Below are 16922 nucleotides of genomic sequence, written 5' to 3' on the forward strand. Positions count from 1 at the left end.
AGGGTTTTAGACTAAAATCAGCGCACAATTGGGCAATTCAAGAAGGCTAAAACCTTTACTTGTCAATGCTTTTAGATTTAATCAGCAAGCCCTAATTAAGATAGTAGGGGAGTGGGGGAGTAGGGGAGTGAGGGAGTAGGGAAAATAGAAAGATTTACTGTTAAAGCACTTATGATATGCAGGACTACTCACATAAAATGTTCAAGATTTTTTCATACTCGAAGTTATAAAGAGATGTTTGTAAAGCCTCCGCTAACTCCTCGTATTCGAGAGAAATTTTTTCTACTATACCATTCATGGCTTTGCGGTCTGAACTCAGGATAGCATCCTTTAATCCTATTTGCCATTCTTCGGGTAATCTTGCTAAATTTTCTGGCGTTAATATCTCCCTTGTGAGTTTGATTTCTTTCTCTTGCACTTCTTCATAGATAAACTCGACACCAATATGTTTGTGCATCGCCTCAAATATATCTTCCTCTCGAAATGGCTTTCTCATAAAAGCATCACATCCTGCAGACAAGATTACTGCTTTTTCTTCTTCTAACACACTTGCAGTCAAGGCAATGATTGCCGTTGCTTGTCCTTGGGTCGTGGCTTTTATATTCTGGGTGGCTTTGTAACCATCCATGACTGGCATCCGCATATCCATCCAAATCAAATGGGGTTCCCAGACCTCGAAAATTTCGATAGCTTCTTTGCCGTTGCTGGCTTCTTTGATTTCAAATCCGAGGGGGTTGAGCAGTTTCACTAACAACTTGCGATCGAGGATTTTTTCATCTACGATCAGGATGCGATAGCGGGGTTGGTTGGGAGCGAGGGCGATGACTCTCCGTTTTTGCTTTTCCGTTTCTACGACTTCGGCATCCACCCCTTCAACTTGAATCTCAAAACCGAAGGTCGTCCCTTGTCCCACTTGCGAGGTGATTTGGATATCGCCGCCCATTAACTGCACGAATTTACGGGAGATGGGCAAGCCTAACCCCGTTCCTTCTTGTGCTTCTTTGCCAGTTTTGGTTTGGACGAAGGCTTCAAAGAGTTTCTCAAGTTCTTCTGGGGCAATTCCGGCTCCGGTGTCTTCTACAGCAAAGGATATCCGTTTGGACTGGGAACTTTCTGAGATTTCGATAGGAGTTGCTCGCAGGGTGACACCTCCTGCTTCGGTGAATTTGATGGCATTGTTCAACAAATTGATCAGGACTTGGCGCAGTTTAACTTCATCGGTGCGAATGTAGCGGGGCACGCTTTCCTCTCTTTCCAGTAACAGTTGCAACCCTTTGCCGTCGGCTTTGAGTTGGAACATATGGTGGATGTCGTCGAGAAGGCGATGCAAGTCGAAGTTCTTTTGGTTGAGGGTGATTTTACCAGCCTCAATTTTGGAGAATTCGAGAACGTTGTTGATGAGGGTGAGGAGGTGTTCTCCACTGCGAGAGATGATAGCAAAGTTTTCTTGGTAGTCGCGGGGGAGGGTTTGGGAACGGGTCATAATTTGGGTGAAACCCAGGATGGCATTTAATGGAGTTCTCAACTCGTGACTCATGTTGGCAATAAATCTGCTTTTCGCTTGATTAGCAACTTCGGCTTTTTCTTTGGCAACTACAAGTTCAGCATTAGTTTGTTCGAGGGTTTGAAAAGATTCTTTTAATTGACCGGCCATGCTATTGAATGATTGGGCTAATTCTCCCAATTCATCGTGACCGTGACGTTCCAAATGAACGGTGCGCTCCCATTTGCCTTGAGCGATATCTTTAGCTGACTGGTTCAACGCAATTAAAGGATGAGTCACCCAACGAGCTGTTAAAATTCCTATGGTGGCAGCAATAACTAATGCAATAATACAAAGAATGATTGTTACTCGCGTATTCTGATTAATTTGTGCCATAAAATCTGCTTCTGGAATAATCACGACAATTAACCAGTCCAAACCTTTGGCGTTGGGATCTTCAAAAGGAGTAACTTGGAGAAAATAGCGTTCATCATTGATCAAAAATTCGAGATGTTGAGATTTTTCAATCTTGTTTAAATTGCCAAAATGATTTTGTAAATAATTTGTTGTCGAGCGAATGGTGGAAATTTGACTATTGCTTGCATTGAGACGGACTAAATCTTCTCCTTGACTTAGAAATGGCTGTTCTTCTGTTGAGGAAGCAACAATATTGCCATCGCGTTCGATAATAAAAATTTTTCCTGTTCGACCAACACGTAAATTTTTGAGAAAATCACCTATTTCTTCGAGAGTAATATCAATTCCCGTTACACCCAATAATTTTCCCGATTCATTATAAACAGGTTTTGAGAGGGTCATCCCCAAGGTTTTGTGAGAGAAGAAAATATAAAGACTCCATGTAGAAATTTGAGATTGAAATGATTCTTGATACCATGGTCGCAATCGCATTTTATAGTTAGGACGACCACTAACTTTTTTCGTGGGACGACCTTGAGCGTCGATCGCATAGGATTGAAACTCTCGTTGAGTGGTTAATGGATCGGATATCTTATAGACTAATTTTCCATCGGTTCGTCCTACTCCGATATACTTTTCTTGTTCGTGTATGCCAATTTGAATGGTGTTAATTTTTGGAGTGAATTTAACTTGTTTCCAAAAGTAATCTCTGATTTTTTCCGGATTATTGACATTGAGAATATTGATATTGAAAGCCGAATCATTCAATGTATTGATAGTGTGAGGAATTTCGAGATAGTCACCAACATACTGGGTTGCTCTTGACGTAATTTCTTCCCGCAGTTCTTGAGTGATTTCCCGGATCGCTTTCTGACTATTTTTAAATGACAGATAACTAACAATTCCAACTGCAGAAACAATTTGGATAATAAATGGGATAACAAAAACTGTGCGAAGAGAAATGGAGGAAAAGAGTTTTTTCATTTTTTTATCTTTATTTTTAATCATAACTAATGTTTTTAAGATAAAATATTCAAGATTTTTTCATATTTGAAGTTATAAAAACATTTTTGTAAAGCTTCCGCTAACTCCTCACTAATGTTTTTAAGATAAAATATTCAAGATTTTGGCGTTGGTAATTTGAGGTATGATACCATGTCCGGATAAGAGCGCGATAGAACTCCGTTCTGTTTACGCTCCCCGAAAAACTTTCTCCTTCTACTCGGGGTTTCTTCTTCTTTCTTCCCTCCTGACTCCTGAGGACTGACTTCCCCTCCTGGGAGGGGTCAGGGGTGGGTTGACTCCTAAAGAATTAAGATTAATATCATACACGCGCTTTACCAACGCCAAGATTTTTTCATACTTGAAGTTATAAAGACATTTTTGTAAAGCTTCCGCTAACTCCTCGTGTTCCAGAGAAATTTTCTCCACTATACCATTCATGGTTTTGCGATCTGAACTCAGGATAGCATCCTTTAATTCTATTTGCCATTCTTCGGGTAATGTCGCTAAATTTTCTCGTTTTATACCAATTTGATAAATGTTTGCTACAAATAGTTAGGCTATTTCGTAAGGAGTCAACCCACCCCCGCCCCTCCCAGGAGGGGAACTCAGTCGGACCGAGTCACACGGGAATTGCTTTAATACCAGTTTTTAGGTCGCTAAATTCTCTTTTTCTCTTGGATATGGCGAGGGAAGCTCAGAAGATCGACCGCTTTATCAAAGGGACATTTCCTGCAAAATCTTTTGATCGCACTTATTATTCAAACACATCTTTTTTCAAATTAGTGTTAATATCTCCCCTGTTAGTTTGATTTCTTTTTCTTGCACTTCTTCATAAATAAACTCAACTCCTATCTGTTAGTGCATCCCCTAGAATAGCTATTAAAATAAACCATAAAAATGCACAATAATAAACAAGAATTACCTAATCTCAAAAAGTCATAATTATTGCAGCATCAGGTGGTAGACCACCAAAATTATCACCTTCATAATCAGTGGAAAAAGCCAGTAACTGATTACTTCTCTCGTCTGCCTTGCACATAAAGCTATATAATACTAAGTACCTTAATTAAAATAATTAACATTCTGATGATTACTAACGCTGTAAAAAATTCCCACAATACCTCTTTAAGTGCAGGTGGAACTGACCCAGAATATTTTGATTGGCAAGAAGTTTGGTATCCAGTTCATTATGTAGAAGATTTAGACAAAACTAAACCTACACCCTTTACATTATTAGAACGAGATATTGTGATTTGGTGGGAGGAAAAAAAACATCAATGGCGCGTATTTGAAGACCAATGTCCTCATCGTTTAGCGCCGCTTTCTCAAGGTAGAATTAATGAGGCTGGATGTTTAGAATGTCCTTACCATGGTTGGGCATTTTCAGGCAGAGGAAACTGTGAAATTATTCCTCAACAAAAAGAAGGAGGAGAGGCTGAAAAATCATCAAGAGCAACGGTTAAATCTCTGCCTACAAAAGTGTGTCAAGGTCTTTTATTTGTCTATGCAGGAAAAGTAGAAAATGCGGCTCAAATACCTATTCCTACAGTTGATGTTTTAGATGAAAGTTCTAATGAATGGGTTTGTTTAAATACTTTTCGAGATTTACCTTATGATGCTTTAACATTAATGGAAAATGTTTTAGATGCTAGTCATATTCCATATACTCATCATCGTACTGTGGGAAACCGCGCCAATGTTTCTCCTGTAGAATTAGAAATAGTAGAATCAGGAAAGTGGGGGTTTAAAGGAGTCTGGGAAGAAGGTCCGAGAAAAGGAACTTTGGGAAGACAAGAAACTACTTTTATGGCTCCTGCAATGATGTGGCATGACCTTACTTCTAAACAATTTGGTCGTACATTAACAGTTGTATATGCAACACCTATTCGGAAAGGAGAATGTCGTTTATTTGCTCGTTTTCCTTTTAAGTTTTCTTCTCCATTTCCCAAATTTTTTATTCAGTTAAGCCCTCGTTGGTATTCTCATATTGGGCAAAATGGAGTATTGGAAGATGACCAAATATTTTTACATCATCAAGAACGGTATTTAGAAGCAAAAGGTGGCAGTGCGAATTTTTCCAAGGCTTTTTATTTACCGACAAAAGCAGATTTATTTGTATTTGAATTGCGTTCTTGGGTGAATAAATATCATGCTCAGTTATTTCCTAATGCAACTTTAGGTTCTGCTCTTTCTTCAGAAATATTATTAGATAGATATCATTCTCATACTAAAAAATGTAGTAGTTGTCGCACTGCTTTAAAAAATTTACAACGAATCAAAATAGGAGTAATAATTACTACTTCAGCTATGTTGATGATTATCCTATTATTACTGTTGATTTTGGAAAATCTAAATATAATTGGGATGATTTTTATGATTTTAAGTTTACCTCTTGGGGTGATTTCATGGTTATGGTTAAATCAATTAGAAAAACAGTTTTATCAAGGTCGAGAAACTCCCCCTAGAAATTTATCAGATAATTAGGATTTGATCTCAAAAATCTTTTAGTAGGGGTAGGAGACAGGAGACAGGAGACAGGAGAAATGGGAATGAGCGAGCAAGTAGGAGTAACAATTGTAAGAATGGTTTTTCTGCCCAACTATGCGCCTAAAATACGCTCTTTTTTGAGCGTTTTAGACGTGATAACAGGCACTTTTTAAAGGCTCCAAAAAGGCTAAACTCTTTATATGTCAATACTTTGATATTTAATCAGCAAGCCCTAAGCCCTAATTATATCATGTCCGGTAGCATCGGTATTGTATAGCGAAGGTAAGGAAGAAGGAAGAGGGAAGAAGGAAGAAGGCTTAAAAGCTTGAACAGGACTTACGCAAATTGACTTTTAAAGCACCATTTGCCCCTACAAATGGTATTTGCCCTCGCTATATGTAGAGTCTCTGCGTAAGTCCTGTTGAAAAAACCTAAATTTCCTGTAGATATTCACCCTTGGATTTACACAAACGATACCAGCGGACATGATATTAGGAAATATCAAATATGGCGATCGCTATACAGCGGTTTTCCTGCACGGTAGACCACAGTAGGGATGTTCCATGGAACGTCCCTACTGGGCGCGTGATTGTGACGATGTGGTTCATCAATATTAAAAGCGCTATAAGCAAGAAGAAAGACTGTCATAGCCATAGTTTATAGCACAAGGAAGAAGGAAAAATCTGGCGTTGTTAGTGCAAGCATCTTGCTCGCGTTATGAATCATTATAATTAGCCGATGTCCTCACCTTTCCTTCGACTGCTATAATACTATAGCAACTGCCATTACTATTTTTGACTTAAGAATATCTGTTTCGTAACACATAGAAATAATTAGAACGGGAGCAAGATGCTCCCACTAGCTATACCATTACAATGCACTAGGACCCTTATTTCTTCCTTCTGTGCTAAATAACTAAATGCTCTTCTGTGTTAGAGAACTAAACACCTTCTTCCTTATTCCTTCTTTTTTCCTCCTGACTCGGTCTTTCCCCTCCCCTCCTGGGAGGGGTTAGGGGTGGGTTGACTCCTGAGGACTCCATCGTTTATTTATTATAACTAAACACCTTCTTCCTTCTTCCCTCTTCCCTCTTCCTTCTTCCTTCTTCCTTCTCTCATAACAAATGTGCCTGAAAATACTGACGATATAACTCACATCTGGGATAACATTTATTACTTTGCCATTTCACTAAACCTAAACTATCTAACTTAAAACCCAACATTCCTGTTAACTGCCCGTTATAATTTTCAGAAATCGCATTTTTCATTGCTTCAGCTAACTCTGGATATTCTTCTAAATTCCACAAATGTCGTCGTAAATGGTCGCTATAAATTCCTGTTTCAGCAGTTACATTTTCTGGCAAATCTTCCAGAGTTAAATCTTGTTTAGAAATATGATATAAAGCCACCCTAACTAAATAAGGATGACCCCCAACAATTGCCATTAATTTATCAACTTCTGACTGCGACCAATTCAAATTATGTCGCGATGCTAAATCCCGAACTTGCTGTGCATTGAACTCTGGTAAATCTATAGGTAATCCTACATTAAAAGGAGATTGATTAATATTCATGGGAATATAAACCTCCGTAGAATGTACTACCAATAATCGCAATTTTTTCCAAATAACTCGTCGCTTTGATTCCTCATGCCAAGCTCGTAATAATCCCAAAAAATCTTCCGCAATATCAGGATATTGAAAAACTCTATCAATTTCATCTAAACCCAACACCAAAGGATTATCTATTTGAGCTAATAAATACTTCTCAAAATAATCCTTACAATTAACTTTACTACCAAAAATATCATCCCAATAATCATCTAATTGATTAGGCAAACGTAATTCTCGTCCCACATAAGCACAAAACCATTTTAAGAATTTATCAAGATTACTAAAAACCTCTTTATCTACTAACTGAAAACTTAAAGGTACAGTCCGATATCCTTCCTGTGTCGCATGGTGTAAAATTCTTGCCATTAACGAAGTTTTTCCCATCTGTCGTGGCGCTTTAATTCTTATTAAACCACTTGGTTGCAAAATAGTTTGATAACAACGTTCTTCAATAGGTGGACGTTCGATATAAAAAGTAGATGCCACATCAATTTGCCCCCCCGGTATTTCAGGTTCAGCAGAGGGTAAAGGAGCGCTATTTGTTGATGCAATGCTACTAATTTCTTCCGCAGGTAAATTCTCTTGTTGCTCCTCTACTTCCGACGCAATATTCTCCGGTGGAGTAGCTAAAAGAGTCAAAACTTCCCTCAGAATGACCACACTATCTTCTGGCGATCGCCACTCTCGTTGTTGAATGCGATAGAGATAACCCCGTAGGTCGTGGTTGAGGGGTGTACTCAGGGAAAACCCCACCCGTATCGGCAAAATTACAGGTTTACGGTTGGGTCGGGAAAATTGTAACTCCCTTGCAAGTTGTACTTGATAAGTCAGCAACTCACTTTGTACTGACTGGGGAGGCAAAAATAATAGCAAATAGTCACACCGTCTCAACTCTTCATTAATACGCCGAAACCAATTTTCTCCCAGACGGATGCGGTCTGCTGCCATGAAAACCTGATGACCAGCAGCATTCAATGCCGTTTCAAACTGTCGTGCTAATTCTCGATCCGGGTCTTGACTGCAATAACTGATGAAAACTTTGGAACTATTGTGAGTCACTATTTCTTCGTTATTTAGTAGTGGTAAAAGTTCTCCTAGAGGTTCTGTTTCATTTGAGGGTTGACCCTGTTTTCCCGAACGGTGGTCTGCTTCATCCAATGTCAGACCAAAGGAGGCAAAAAGCTGTTGAATTTTACTCAGGTCTGCACCCACTCGCCCTTGTCTAATTTTACTGATGGTGTCGGAACCGACTCCAGACTCAGCTTCAATTTCTGCAAGAGTAGCTCTGAGGTTGTACTGTTGTTTCCATTCTTCAATAGCTTCATTCAATTTTTTCAGTCCAGAAGTTGTGAGAATTCGTCCGCGATCGCGCTTTGATTTTTTTTCCACTGTTTATCCCTATTTGTATTTTTATTGTTATTTATTTTACAGCAGTTATCGAGTTGATGAGGTATAAAGTTTTATTGCTCTAGGGAACAGGAAACAGGGAACAGGGAATATACGAATAAATAGTCTTTTGACATCCTCCCGACGCTGCTCTACGAGATAGCGCGGGATTCCCTAGCATTGCTGGTAGGGGCTTTCTGCTGCCTCTTGACAGAGGAGCTGCGCTAACATAGCACCCGCCTTCCGAGATTTACTCTCTTCGGGTCTTACAGTCGCTCCACAGACTGAAACTGCGAGTCCCGCAGCCTTCTTGGTGGGCGTTCCCTCTCTTGGTCAGCATTCCCTTGCGACTGGCGTCGTCGCGGGGTCTGACCACTTGCGTCTTTCGCCGACGCGGGTTCCCATCCGCAAAATGTTAATTGCGGCGTTAATATCACGGTCATGGTGACTACCGCACTCTGGACAATCCCATTGTCTAATATTTAGAGGTAATTTTTCTACTACATGACCACAAATAGAGCAACGCTTAGAACTGGGAAAATATCGGTCAATCTTGATTAATTCCCGCCCATACCATTCGGCTTTGTATTCTAATTGCCTCACCACTTCTCCCCAGTTAGCATCACTGATAGCTCTAGCTAGTTTGTGATCTCTTGGTGCGCGTTCCCTCTCTTGGTCAGCATTCCCTCTCTTGGTCGGCGTTCCCTTGCGACTGGCGTCGTCGCGGGGTCCGACCGCTTGCGCCTGACGGCGACGCGGGGTCTGACCGCTTGCGACTGGCTTCGTCGCGGGGTCGCACCGCTTTTTCACCATGTTTTTTACTGCTAAGTCCTCAACTACAATAGTTTGATTTTCTCTAATTAGTTGAGTGGGCGCGCTTATGGGTATAGTCTTCTCTTGAATCTTTAATTTTTGCGTGTATCCTAGCTACTTTCAGCCTGGCCTTTTGATAGTTATTAGACCCCTTGGTTTTTCTAGATAGAGACTTCTGAGCTAACCTTAATTTTTTGTGTAACTTGTTGAGTTTTTTTGGGTTAGCAATTTTTTCTCCATCACTGGTTGTTAATAGATTGGTGATACCTAAGTCAATACCTACTTGTTTGTTAGTCGGGTTGAGTCTCAACTCTCTGGTGTCGTTGACTCTCAAAGATATAGACCATCTACCACTTGGGTCAAGTTTGACAGTAATTGTACTAGGCACACAGTTTTGGGGTAGTTGCCTACTCCATCTAATAGGTAGTGGTTGTGCACATTTAGCTAGATATACTTGACCATCTTTCCACTTAAATGCAGATTTTGTGAATTCAGCACTACCACCGTTGCGCTTTTTCTTGAAGTTGGGATATTTAGCCCGTCCACCAAAAAAGTTGGTGTTTGCGCAGCATTCCGCAGGAAAAGCAGCCTGTAGATGTCTTAAACCTTGCTGAAGTGTTACACTACTTACTTCAGTCAGAAAATCTAAATCTTCCTGTTTTTTCCAGTTCGTCAGCATAGCTGAAGTTTGTTTGTAACCCACTCGTTCTTGGCGTTCATACCAAGCTTGAGTTCTTGCAGCTAAAGCTTTGTTGTAGACTAAGCGTACACATCCCAACGTCCTCCGCAACAGACTTTCCTGCTCCGGAGTAGGGTAAAATCTAAATTTGTACGCTTTTTCAACCATCTACTGCTTAATTTTCAACAAAAACATTCTAACATATTATGTGTAAACCCGCAACATTGATTGGTTTTCATGCCCTAGCTCCCCTGCGGGAGAGCGCGGGTCTTCAAGCAACGTTGAGATAACTGTACCTCACGCTTCCTCAAAAGTGCTGTAAATGATTTTAACTAGCTATCAGCTTTTCTGTTCCGGAATACTTTTTTGCAAAATGCTACGCAAACGCAAATAGCTGTCGGCTTTTATGTTCCGGAATACTTTTAAATAATCTTATAACTGTACCTCACGCTTCCTCAAAAGTGCTGTAGATGATTTTAACTAGCTATCAGCTTTTCTGTTCCGGAATACTTTTTTGCAAAATGCTACGCAAACGCAAATAGCTGTCAGCTAAAAATTCAGGCGTTGCTGATTCTGGGTATGATTTTCCCCTCCTGGGAGGGGTTAGGGGTGGGTCCCATACTCCCCTACTTCCCTACTCCCCTACTCCCCCGCTCCCCTACTGTACTTAATAATAAGTATTCAACCGGACATGATATTAATGGGGGACTCAAACCTCCATTATACACCTTGAGAAGCTGATTGCTGATAGTGGTACTTAAACATTTTCTGGTCGAAAAAATGCGTCAAAGCCACTCTAGACAAGGGAATTACGTCGATGCCCTAAAAATGGCTAGAACCCGTGCTTATTCAGGATTTATACCTTTTTGACGTAAAAACCTTTGCCTGTCTATACTTGAGCCTATTTTCTGGCTCTATTTTGTTTAAGTCCCAATAGCTGAATGCTACTTTAACGAAGATAGCTAACTCTTTCTAATTTAAGGGAGTTAACTAATTAACAACATTTTAACTGCTTTTATCTAGAAACTATACTGCCTAACATAATTGACGGTTTTCTAGATTTTTTTCAAGCTTTTTTAATTAAATTCCTAATATTCTCTACAAAAAAAAGCCGATTTTTTTAAAGTATCTAGAGAAACACAAAACAGGGAGCAAGCCAGTGAAAAATATTTTTAATCGTTCAATTTTAACTGCTTTTAGCACAATATTTTTTACTATTAATACTGCGACATCTGCCCAAGCAAATTTTACTTTTGATGAGGTAGAAATTGACCAAAATCAAGTTATTGCCACGGCAATGCCTCTGAGTGATCTAAACGGATATTCTGGTTATAAACTAATTATTTTAGAGCAGCGTTCTAATGAAAGACCTTGCTGGAGTGAAAGTGAAACAGGATTATATCCAATTTTAGTTGAGCCTTTGCTGTTAGACTTTAATTTTTCTGGCATTTGTGGAAGAGCTACTGATAGTAATGGTTATTCAATTCGAGTAGATAGTAATGATTTATCAGTTAGTCATAGATTAATTTTGCAGAATGTTGGTGGTGAAATTAAATTATTTGGCATTTCTTTGACAGGAGATAAAAAATTGATTGGTAGAAGTCGCGGACTTAGTAATGGAATGATGAAAATTTTTCTAGAACCTGGTTGGCAATTTACTAAACGTAGTTATCAAGGAAAAGTGCTTGGTCATTTTTATTTTAGTTATGATAGTTTTGCTGCTAAACAAGCTGAGGTTGAGCAAAGAATATCTGAGATTGAGGCTCAAATTCCAGATGGTTTAGAGGTTGATGATAATACACATTCAGCAACAGCAGAAGGTTTAAAAACTGAAGAGTCAGAAATCACAGAAATATTTTTTAATATTCCTTAAAAGTAGATAGCTAAAAAAAATTGTACTGCTCTACTTTCTCATTCCTCAAATAGTTAATAAATTAAAATTTTCTTTCACAAAATCAATAAAAACCATGAATATTAGATTGATGAACCACAGAAAAACCCATAAACCATCTCAGACAAAATTGAATAATTTAGAAACATTATTAACCTCCATAGGTCTTTATTTAGTCATTCAAGAAACAGAGTATTTTACAGGAGATGATTGGTTGTCTCTATGTAACGATATTGATAGTGGAGAAATTTATCGGAACTGGTTTATTTGGCAAGATACAGAAGTTACTCAAGAATGGGAAGCTTACGATCATGTTACTAACCAACGAATTATTGACAGTAACTTAACTCAATTAACAGCAAAAATCGATCGAATAGAAAACCAGAGAAACTTACAAATAAATAATTAATTGAGGAAGGATGCTAGTAGTTGGGCTAAAGCCCTGACAATACTGGAACTTATCCCACTATTTTTAACATTTTAACAAACCGCTAGTCGTTGGGCTTTAGCCCTTACCGAAAAATTCAGGTATAATACCATGCATGAAAAAAGAATGTTACGAATAATAAGCATGAGAAAAAGACAAATGCAGGAAGTCTCCCTTTGACAAAGCGGTGCGACCCCGCGACAACGCCAGTCGCAAGCGGTCAGACCCCGCGTCGCCGTCAGGCGCAAGCGGTCGGACCCCGCGACGACGCCAGTCGTAAGGGAACGCCGACCAAGAGAGGGAATGCTGACCAAGAGAGGGAACGCGCACCAAGAGAAAAATAGAATTTACTAGCTCAAAACTGGTATTGAAGCTATTCCCGTGTGACTCCTGACTCCTAAGAAATAGCCTAACTATTTGTAGCAAACATTCATAAAATTGGTATAAAGCCTCTCCATTTATGGAGAAAAGCGGTCGAGGGATGGCGATCTTCGGAGCGGCTCTGATAAGAGCGGGTCTCCTCGCCATATCCATGAGACCAAGAGAAAAGAAAAAAATCATTCTAGTCAATCCTTTTCTTTATAAAAAGAGGTAATTATTAATCATTAATTATTTAACAGCTTATTTGTTTAAGCAAAAGATGTTTTAATGACTTAATTTGTGGCTTTGAACTATCAAAATATTTAGGGTGTTTAGCAAAAATATTCTAGCACTACGCAAATAGGTTAGGGCAATTATAAACACTCAAATATCGATCTAAAATACTTGTTTAACTTCCTTAAATAAAAACCACACATTTTACACACAACATTACAATAAATTAGGAAATTAATTATGACAGGATTAGAAATAATAATTTTTGCCTTAGTACCAAGTATTGCTTGGGGGATAGGAATTGTATTTGCTTTCCCTACTGATGATATTAATAATTACTAAAATCCAAAAACAAGCATCAAAACTTTCATCATCACAGAAATTGATTAAATTAGTCAATCCGCATCTCAAGCCCATTTTCAGCTTCAGCATCAATAATACTGGCAAGAGGTAGAAGATGATCTAGAGAAAAGTTTCCCAGTTGAATGTTAATAATTTCTGTGAGATAGCAGAGCATAATATATCTACTAGCACTGGAAATAAGATAAAAAATTCTCTGGTCAGCATCAAAATAATAAACTCCAGGAATAGATGATGCGACCAAAGTTTTATCTGGCAAAATTAAATCTACATTAATTTCATTAGCGGAGATAACTTTAGCAGTTTTTAACCAGTTTAAGTCTACTTCTGATTCTAAGTCGTGGTAGTGAAAAATTAATCTCTGTAGACCATGAATAAATTCTGGGGAATTGAGGGTATTTTGCCATTTTTCACACCATTCATTAGATTGGTTATTCTCAGCAGGTTTTACATTTTGAGGAATTTCAATAATATCTTTGAATAAAGATAAACTACCTGCTAGTTTTGCCAATTTTGGAGATAATTGAGGATGTAATAACCAGGTACTATCGATATAATCTCGCCACCAATGAGCATCAGGTATTAAAATTTTGTTTGCAGGAAATAATTGATTATTCGCATTAAGAATAGGTATATTTTTCACCGAACCTCATAGGAGATGTCCCTTGGAATAATAAAGATAAATTCCTAATTTATTCTGACTCCTGAATTCTGTACGTCGCCAATCCGAAAGCTCCCCTACCTGACTCCTAAAAAATAACTAATTTATTTGTAGCAAATACTTATCAAATTGCTATTCTTAACCTTCCACTGTTTCCTCCTTTGAGAATTCCCTATTTTCTCAAGCATTTAAATCTCTGTTCAAATCTAAAATGTAAATACTATATTTCAATCAATCTAACCGAGGTGTATAGTATTAAGAAGATAAATTGGAGTGAAACTAACAAATAAAAGATGAAAAGACGAAAATTTATACGTTATACACAGGCAAGTTTATTAGCTTTAATAGGAACAGGTTTAACATCTAAATTTCACCATTCTCAGGCACAAACAGGAGAATCTTTAACAATTAAATGGTTAGGACATACTTGCTTTTTATTTGAAGATGCAGCAACTAAAGTATTAGTAAATCCTTTTCGCCCAATAGGTTGTACCGCAGGATATCGCAACCCTACAGTAGATACAGATTTAATTTTAATTAGTAGTAGATTATTAGATGAGGGAGTAGTAGAAGGTTTTACAAGTAATCCTCCACCAATGTTGTTATATGAACCTGGAGTTTATCAGGTTGATAATAGACAAATTCAAGGAATTCGCACTACTAAAGATAGAGAAGGTGGACGTCGGTTCGGGACTAATGTGGCTTGGTTATGGCAGCAAGCAGGAATCAAAATTTTACATTTAGGGGGACTAGCAAGTCCCATTGGCATAGAAGAACGTATTTTAATTGGTCGTCCAGATTTGCTATTCATTCCTGTAGGGGGAGGGCCAAAAGCATATACCCCTTTGGAGGCAAAACAGACATTGGAAGTCCTAAAACCCAGAATTGTGATTCCCACTCATTACAAAACTGAAGCTGCTGATGAAGCTACTTGTGATATTGCTCCTATCGAAGAATTTCTCGGTGTGATGGAAGGAACTCCAGTAAGAGTTGTTAATCAGGATACAATTTCTATTACTAGAGCTGATGTTCCTCAAGAAGGCTCGATCATAGAAGTTTTGAGTTATGGATTCGATCAGGTATCTCCGGATTCTCTCGGAAGTAATTAAAAACTGAAAAGTAAAAGTTAAGTACAATTATGTAAATTATCTTGACACTTATTAAAACTTTGTTAAGATAAATAGAATGAAGTTTACACTTTTTAACAAAAAGGAAAAGTAGATCGGTATGAATACTCAAAATATAAGTCTGATGAAAAAAGCGATCGCTATTTTAGGATTAGTTGGTACTACCGCATTCTTCGGTCTTCCCGCAGTAGCTAATTTCTCTCAAAAATCTTCCACTGAGTCAGTAGTTAACCAACCTTTACTAATTGCTGACTCTCACTCTAAGGATATTGTGGCAACTGCAGCAGAAGCAGGTGAATTCAATACTTTAGCTGCGGCATTAAAAGCTGCTGGTTTAGTAGAAGTGCTTCAAGGAGAAGGCCCTTTTACGGTATTTGCTCCTACTGACGAAGCATTTGCAGCTTTACCAAAAGGAAAAGTAGAAAAGTTATTGTTACCAGAAAACAAAGATAAATTGGTAAAAATTCTGACTTATCATGTAGTTCCTGGCAAGGTAATGTCTGGTGACCTAGAATCTGGAATGGTTAAGACTGTCGAAGGTAGCAAAGTAGAAGTCAAAGTTTCTGATGCAGATGTAATGGTAGGAAATGCCAAAGTGCTGAAAGCAGATGTACCTGCAAGTAATGGTGTAATTCATGTAATTGACACAGTAATTATTCCTGAGTAATTTAATTAGTGTTATACCATTTAATTTATTGGAAATATATAAATCTACCCCATTCTTAAACTATGCTTACGAATGGGTTTTTTTATGAAGTCAGAAGTCAGAAGTCATAGTTCTACATTTGAAATATTTTTCAGATAAGTTCCAGTTTTTGTACTATTTTTAATAACGTAGTTAATGAAATTGGGAAAACATGAATACCCAAAATATTCTCACTCTCTTCAAAAAGTCCATCAATATCTTAGGATTAATTTGTACTACCTTAGCGCTAATCTTTGCTAGTGCCTTTTATAGTCTACCCGCAGTAGCTAATCAGCAAGTAGTTAATCAACCTATACTAATTGCTTATGCTCAAGATATTGTATCAACTGCAGTAGAAGCAGGTAAATTCAATACTTTAGCTGCGGCACTAGAAGCTGCTGATTTAGTAGAAGTGCTTCAAGAAGATGGTCCATTTACAGTTTTTGCACCTACTGATGAAGCATTTGCAGCTTTACCACCAGGATTAGTAGAAGATTTATTACAGCCAGAAAACAAAGACACACTAATTGATGTTCTGACTTATCATGTAGTTTTTGGTAAGGTAATGTCTGGAGACTTAGAATCTGGAAAAGTAAGAACTATTGAAGGTGATGATATCTACGTTAGAGTTTCTAATGCAGGTGTAAAGGTGAATAACGCTAATGTAATTATTCCAGATGTACCTGCAACTAATGGTGTAATTCATGTTATTGATTCTGTGATTCTACCACTCAGATATAATTAGGGTTTGCTGAATAAATATCAAAGCACAATTAAATAAAGGTTTGAAGGATTTTAGGTACTGAAAAAGTACCAGCTTTTCGGTTGATGGAGGGGAAAAAGTGAGAACTTTGGGATGATTATAATAGAAAAGTTAAGGGGTAATTATGAATAACCACTTATTCTACAACTCCCCGCTTATCCTAACTCTTAACTACTCCCTACTCCCTACTCCCTGCTTTAACAAAAAGACTTTTTCAGCAAACCCTAATTAGTATTACATTCTATTATTAGCTATCAGTATCAAAAGGTAGAAATTTGAACATACCTCATTCAGAAGTTAATTAAGAATGGGGTTTTTTAGTAAGTTTTATAAATTAAAGAAAGAAGCTATACCAGTTTGATAAATTTTTGCTACAAATATTTAGGTTATCGCTTAGGAGTCAAACCACCCCTCGCCCCTCCGCTGGAGGGGAAGACAGGAGTAATAAATCTTTAGTTTAAATATCCTTTTATAATCAAAGGGAAATTTGGTTAAATTATTTTAATTACCCTGATTATTTGAATTATTTCCG

General features: G+C 38.0%; 11 protein-coding genes and 1 pseudogene. 7 read left to right on the forward strand and 5 right to left on the reverse strand.

What is annotated here, in order from left to right:
* Nucleotides 1-184: 184 nt before the first annotated feature.
* Together F6K15_RS13335 and F6K15_RS13340 are read right to left on the reverse strand one after the other, a co-directional pair.
* Nucleotides 185-2884 carry an ATP-binding protein gene (locus tag F6K15_RS13335; protein ID WP_293061498.1) on the reverse strand — a complete coding sequence of 900 codons (2700 nt, stop codon included), beginning with the start codon at nt 2882-2884 and terminating at the stop codon, nt 185-187.
* A 234-nt stretch (nt 2885-3118) separates the two neighbouring features.
* Nucleotides 3119-3343, reverse strand: a complete 225-nt coding sequence (locus F6K15_RS13340; protein WP_293061500.1) for a hypothetical protein — start codon at nt 3341-3343, stop codon at nt 3119-3121.
* A gap of 648 nt (nt 3344-3991) precedes the next feature.
* On the opposite strand from F6K15_RS13340, the gene F6K15_RS13345 reads away from it, so the two are divergent.
* Together F6K15_RS13345 and F6K15_RS13350 are read left to right on the forward strand one after the other, a co-directional pair.
* Complete coding sequence (locus F6K15_RS13345) at nt 3992-5389, forward strand: Rieske 2Fe-2S domain-containing protein (RefSeq protein WP_293061502.1); 1398 nt, start codon at nt 3992-3994, stop codon at nt 5387-5389.
* Nucleotides 5390-5813: 424 nt separating this feature from the next.
* The gene (locus F6K15_RS13350) at nt 5814-5936 is read left to right on the forward strand and encodes a hypothetical protein (protein ID WP_293061504.1); all 123 of its coding nucleotides are present in this window, start codon (nt 5814-5816) and stop codon (nt 5934-5936) included.
* A gap of 570 nt (nt 5937-6506) precedes the next feature.
* On the opposite strand, the gene F6K15_RS13355 is transcribed toward F6K15_RS13350, so the two are convergent.
* Together F6K15_RS13355 and F6K15_RS13360 are read right to left on the reverse strand one after the other, a co-directional pair.
* The gene (locus F6K15_RS13355) at nt 6507-8393 is read right to left on the reverse strand and encodes an AAA-like domain-containing protein (protein WP_293061506.1); all 1887 of its coding nucleotides are present in this window, start codon (nt 8391-8393) and stop codon (nt 6507-6509) included.
* A 330-nt stretch (nt 8394-8723) separates the two neighbouring features.
* Nucleotides 8724-10050, reverse strand: a pseudogene (locus F6K15_RS13360) (RNA-guided endonuclease InsQ/TnpB family protein).
* 991 nt (nt 10051-11041) lie between these two features.
* Between F6K15_RS13360 and F6K15_RS13365 the strand changes: the two are divergent.
* Both F6K15_RS13365 and F6K15_RS13370 read left to right on the forward strand, forming a co-directional pair.
* Nucleotides 11042-11755, forward strand: coding sequence for a DUF3747 domain-containing protein (locus tag F6K15_RS13365; RefSeq protein ID WP_293061507.1), 714 nt, complete (start codon nt 11042-11044; stop codon nt 11753-11755).
* 94 nt (nt 11756-11849) lie between these two features.
* Nucleotides 11850-12182, forward strand: a complete 333-nt coding sequence (locus F6K15_RS13370) for a hypothetical protein (protein ID WP_293061508.1) — start codon at nt 11850-11852, stop codon at nt 12180-12182.
* A gap of 1003 nt (nt 12183-13185) precedes the next feature.
* On the opposite strand, the gene F6K15_RS13375 is transcribed toward F6K15_RS13370, so the two are convergent.
* The gene (locus F6K15_RS13375) at nt 13186-13797 is read right to left on the reverse strand and encodes a hypothetical protein (RefSeq protein ID WP_293061509.1); all 612 of its coding nucleotides are present in this window, start codon (nt 13795-13797) and stop codon (nt 13186-13188) included.
* Between the two features lie 311 nt (nt 13798-14108).
* Here F6K15_RS13375 and F6K15_RS13380 point away from each other — a divergent pair, with 311 nt between their 5' ends.
* From F6K15_RS13380 to F6K15_RS13390, 3 genes are all read left to right on the forward strand, one after another.
* Entirely contained in the window at nt 14109-14924 is an 816-nt protein-coding gene (locus tag F6K15_RS13380; RefSeq protein WP_293061510.1) for an MBL fold metallo-hydrolase, read from the forward strand.
* A gap of 118 nt (nt 14925-15042) precedes the next feature.
* Nucleotides 15043-15609, forward strand: a complete 567-nt coding sequence (locus F6K15_RS13385; RefSeq protein WP_293061511.1) for a fasciclin domain-containing protein — start codon at nt 15043-15045, stop codon at nt 15607-15609.
* A 190-nt stretch (nt 15610-15799) separates the two neighbouring features.
* Complete coding sequence (locus F6K15_RS13390) at nt 15800-16372, forward strand: fasciclin domain-containing protein (protein WP_293061512.1); 573 nt, start codon at nt 15800-15802, stop codon at nt 16370-16372.
* The last annotated feature ends 550 nt before the right edge of the window (nt 16373-16922 follow it).

The organism is Okeania sp. SIO2B3, assembly GCF_010672525.1.
Taxonomy (GTDB): domain Bacteria; phylum Cyanobacteriota; class Cyanobacteriia; order Cyanobacteriales; family Microcoleaceae; genus Okeania.

What these genes read in the sequence shown, in the direction of transcription:
- F6K15_RS13335 (WP_293061498.1), bottom strand. Translation starts at nt 2,884, where the DNA reads ATGAAAAAACTCTTTTCCTCCATTTCTCTTCGCACAGTTTTTGTTATC.
- F6K15_RS13340 (WP_293061500.1), bottom strand. Translation starts at nt 3,343, where the DNA reads ATGAATGGTATAGTGGAGAAAATTTCTCTGGAACACGAGGAGTTAGCG.
- F6K15_RS13345 (WP_293061502.1), top strand. Translation starts at nt 3,992, where the DNA reads ATGATTACTAACGCTGTAAAAAATTCCCACAATACCTCTTTAAGTGCA.
- F6K15_RS13370 (WP_293061508.1), top strand. Translation starts at nt 11,850, where the DNA reads ATGAATATTAGATTGATGAACCACAGAAAAACCCATAAACCATCTCAG.
- F6K15_RS13380 (WP_293061510.1), top strand. Translation starts at nt 14,109, where the DNA reads ATGAAAAGACGAAAATTTATACGTTATACACAGGCAAGTTTATTAGCT.
- F6K15_RS13385 (WP_293061511.1), top strand. Translation starts at nt 15,043, where the DNA reads ATGAATACTCAAAATATAAGTCTGATGAAAAAAGCGATCGCTATTTTA.
- F6K15_RS13390 (WP_293061512.1), top strand. Translation starts at nt 15,800, where the DNA reads ATGAATACCCAAAATATTCTCACTCTCTTCAAAAAGTCCATCAATATC.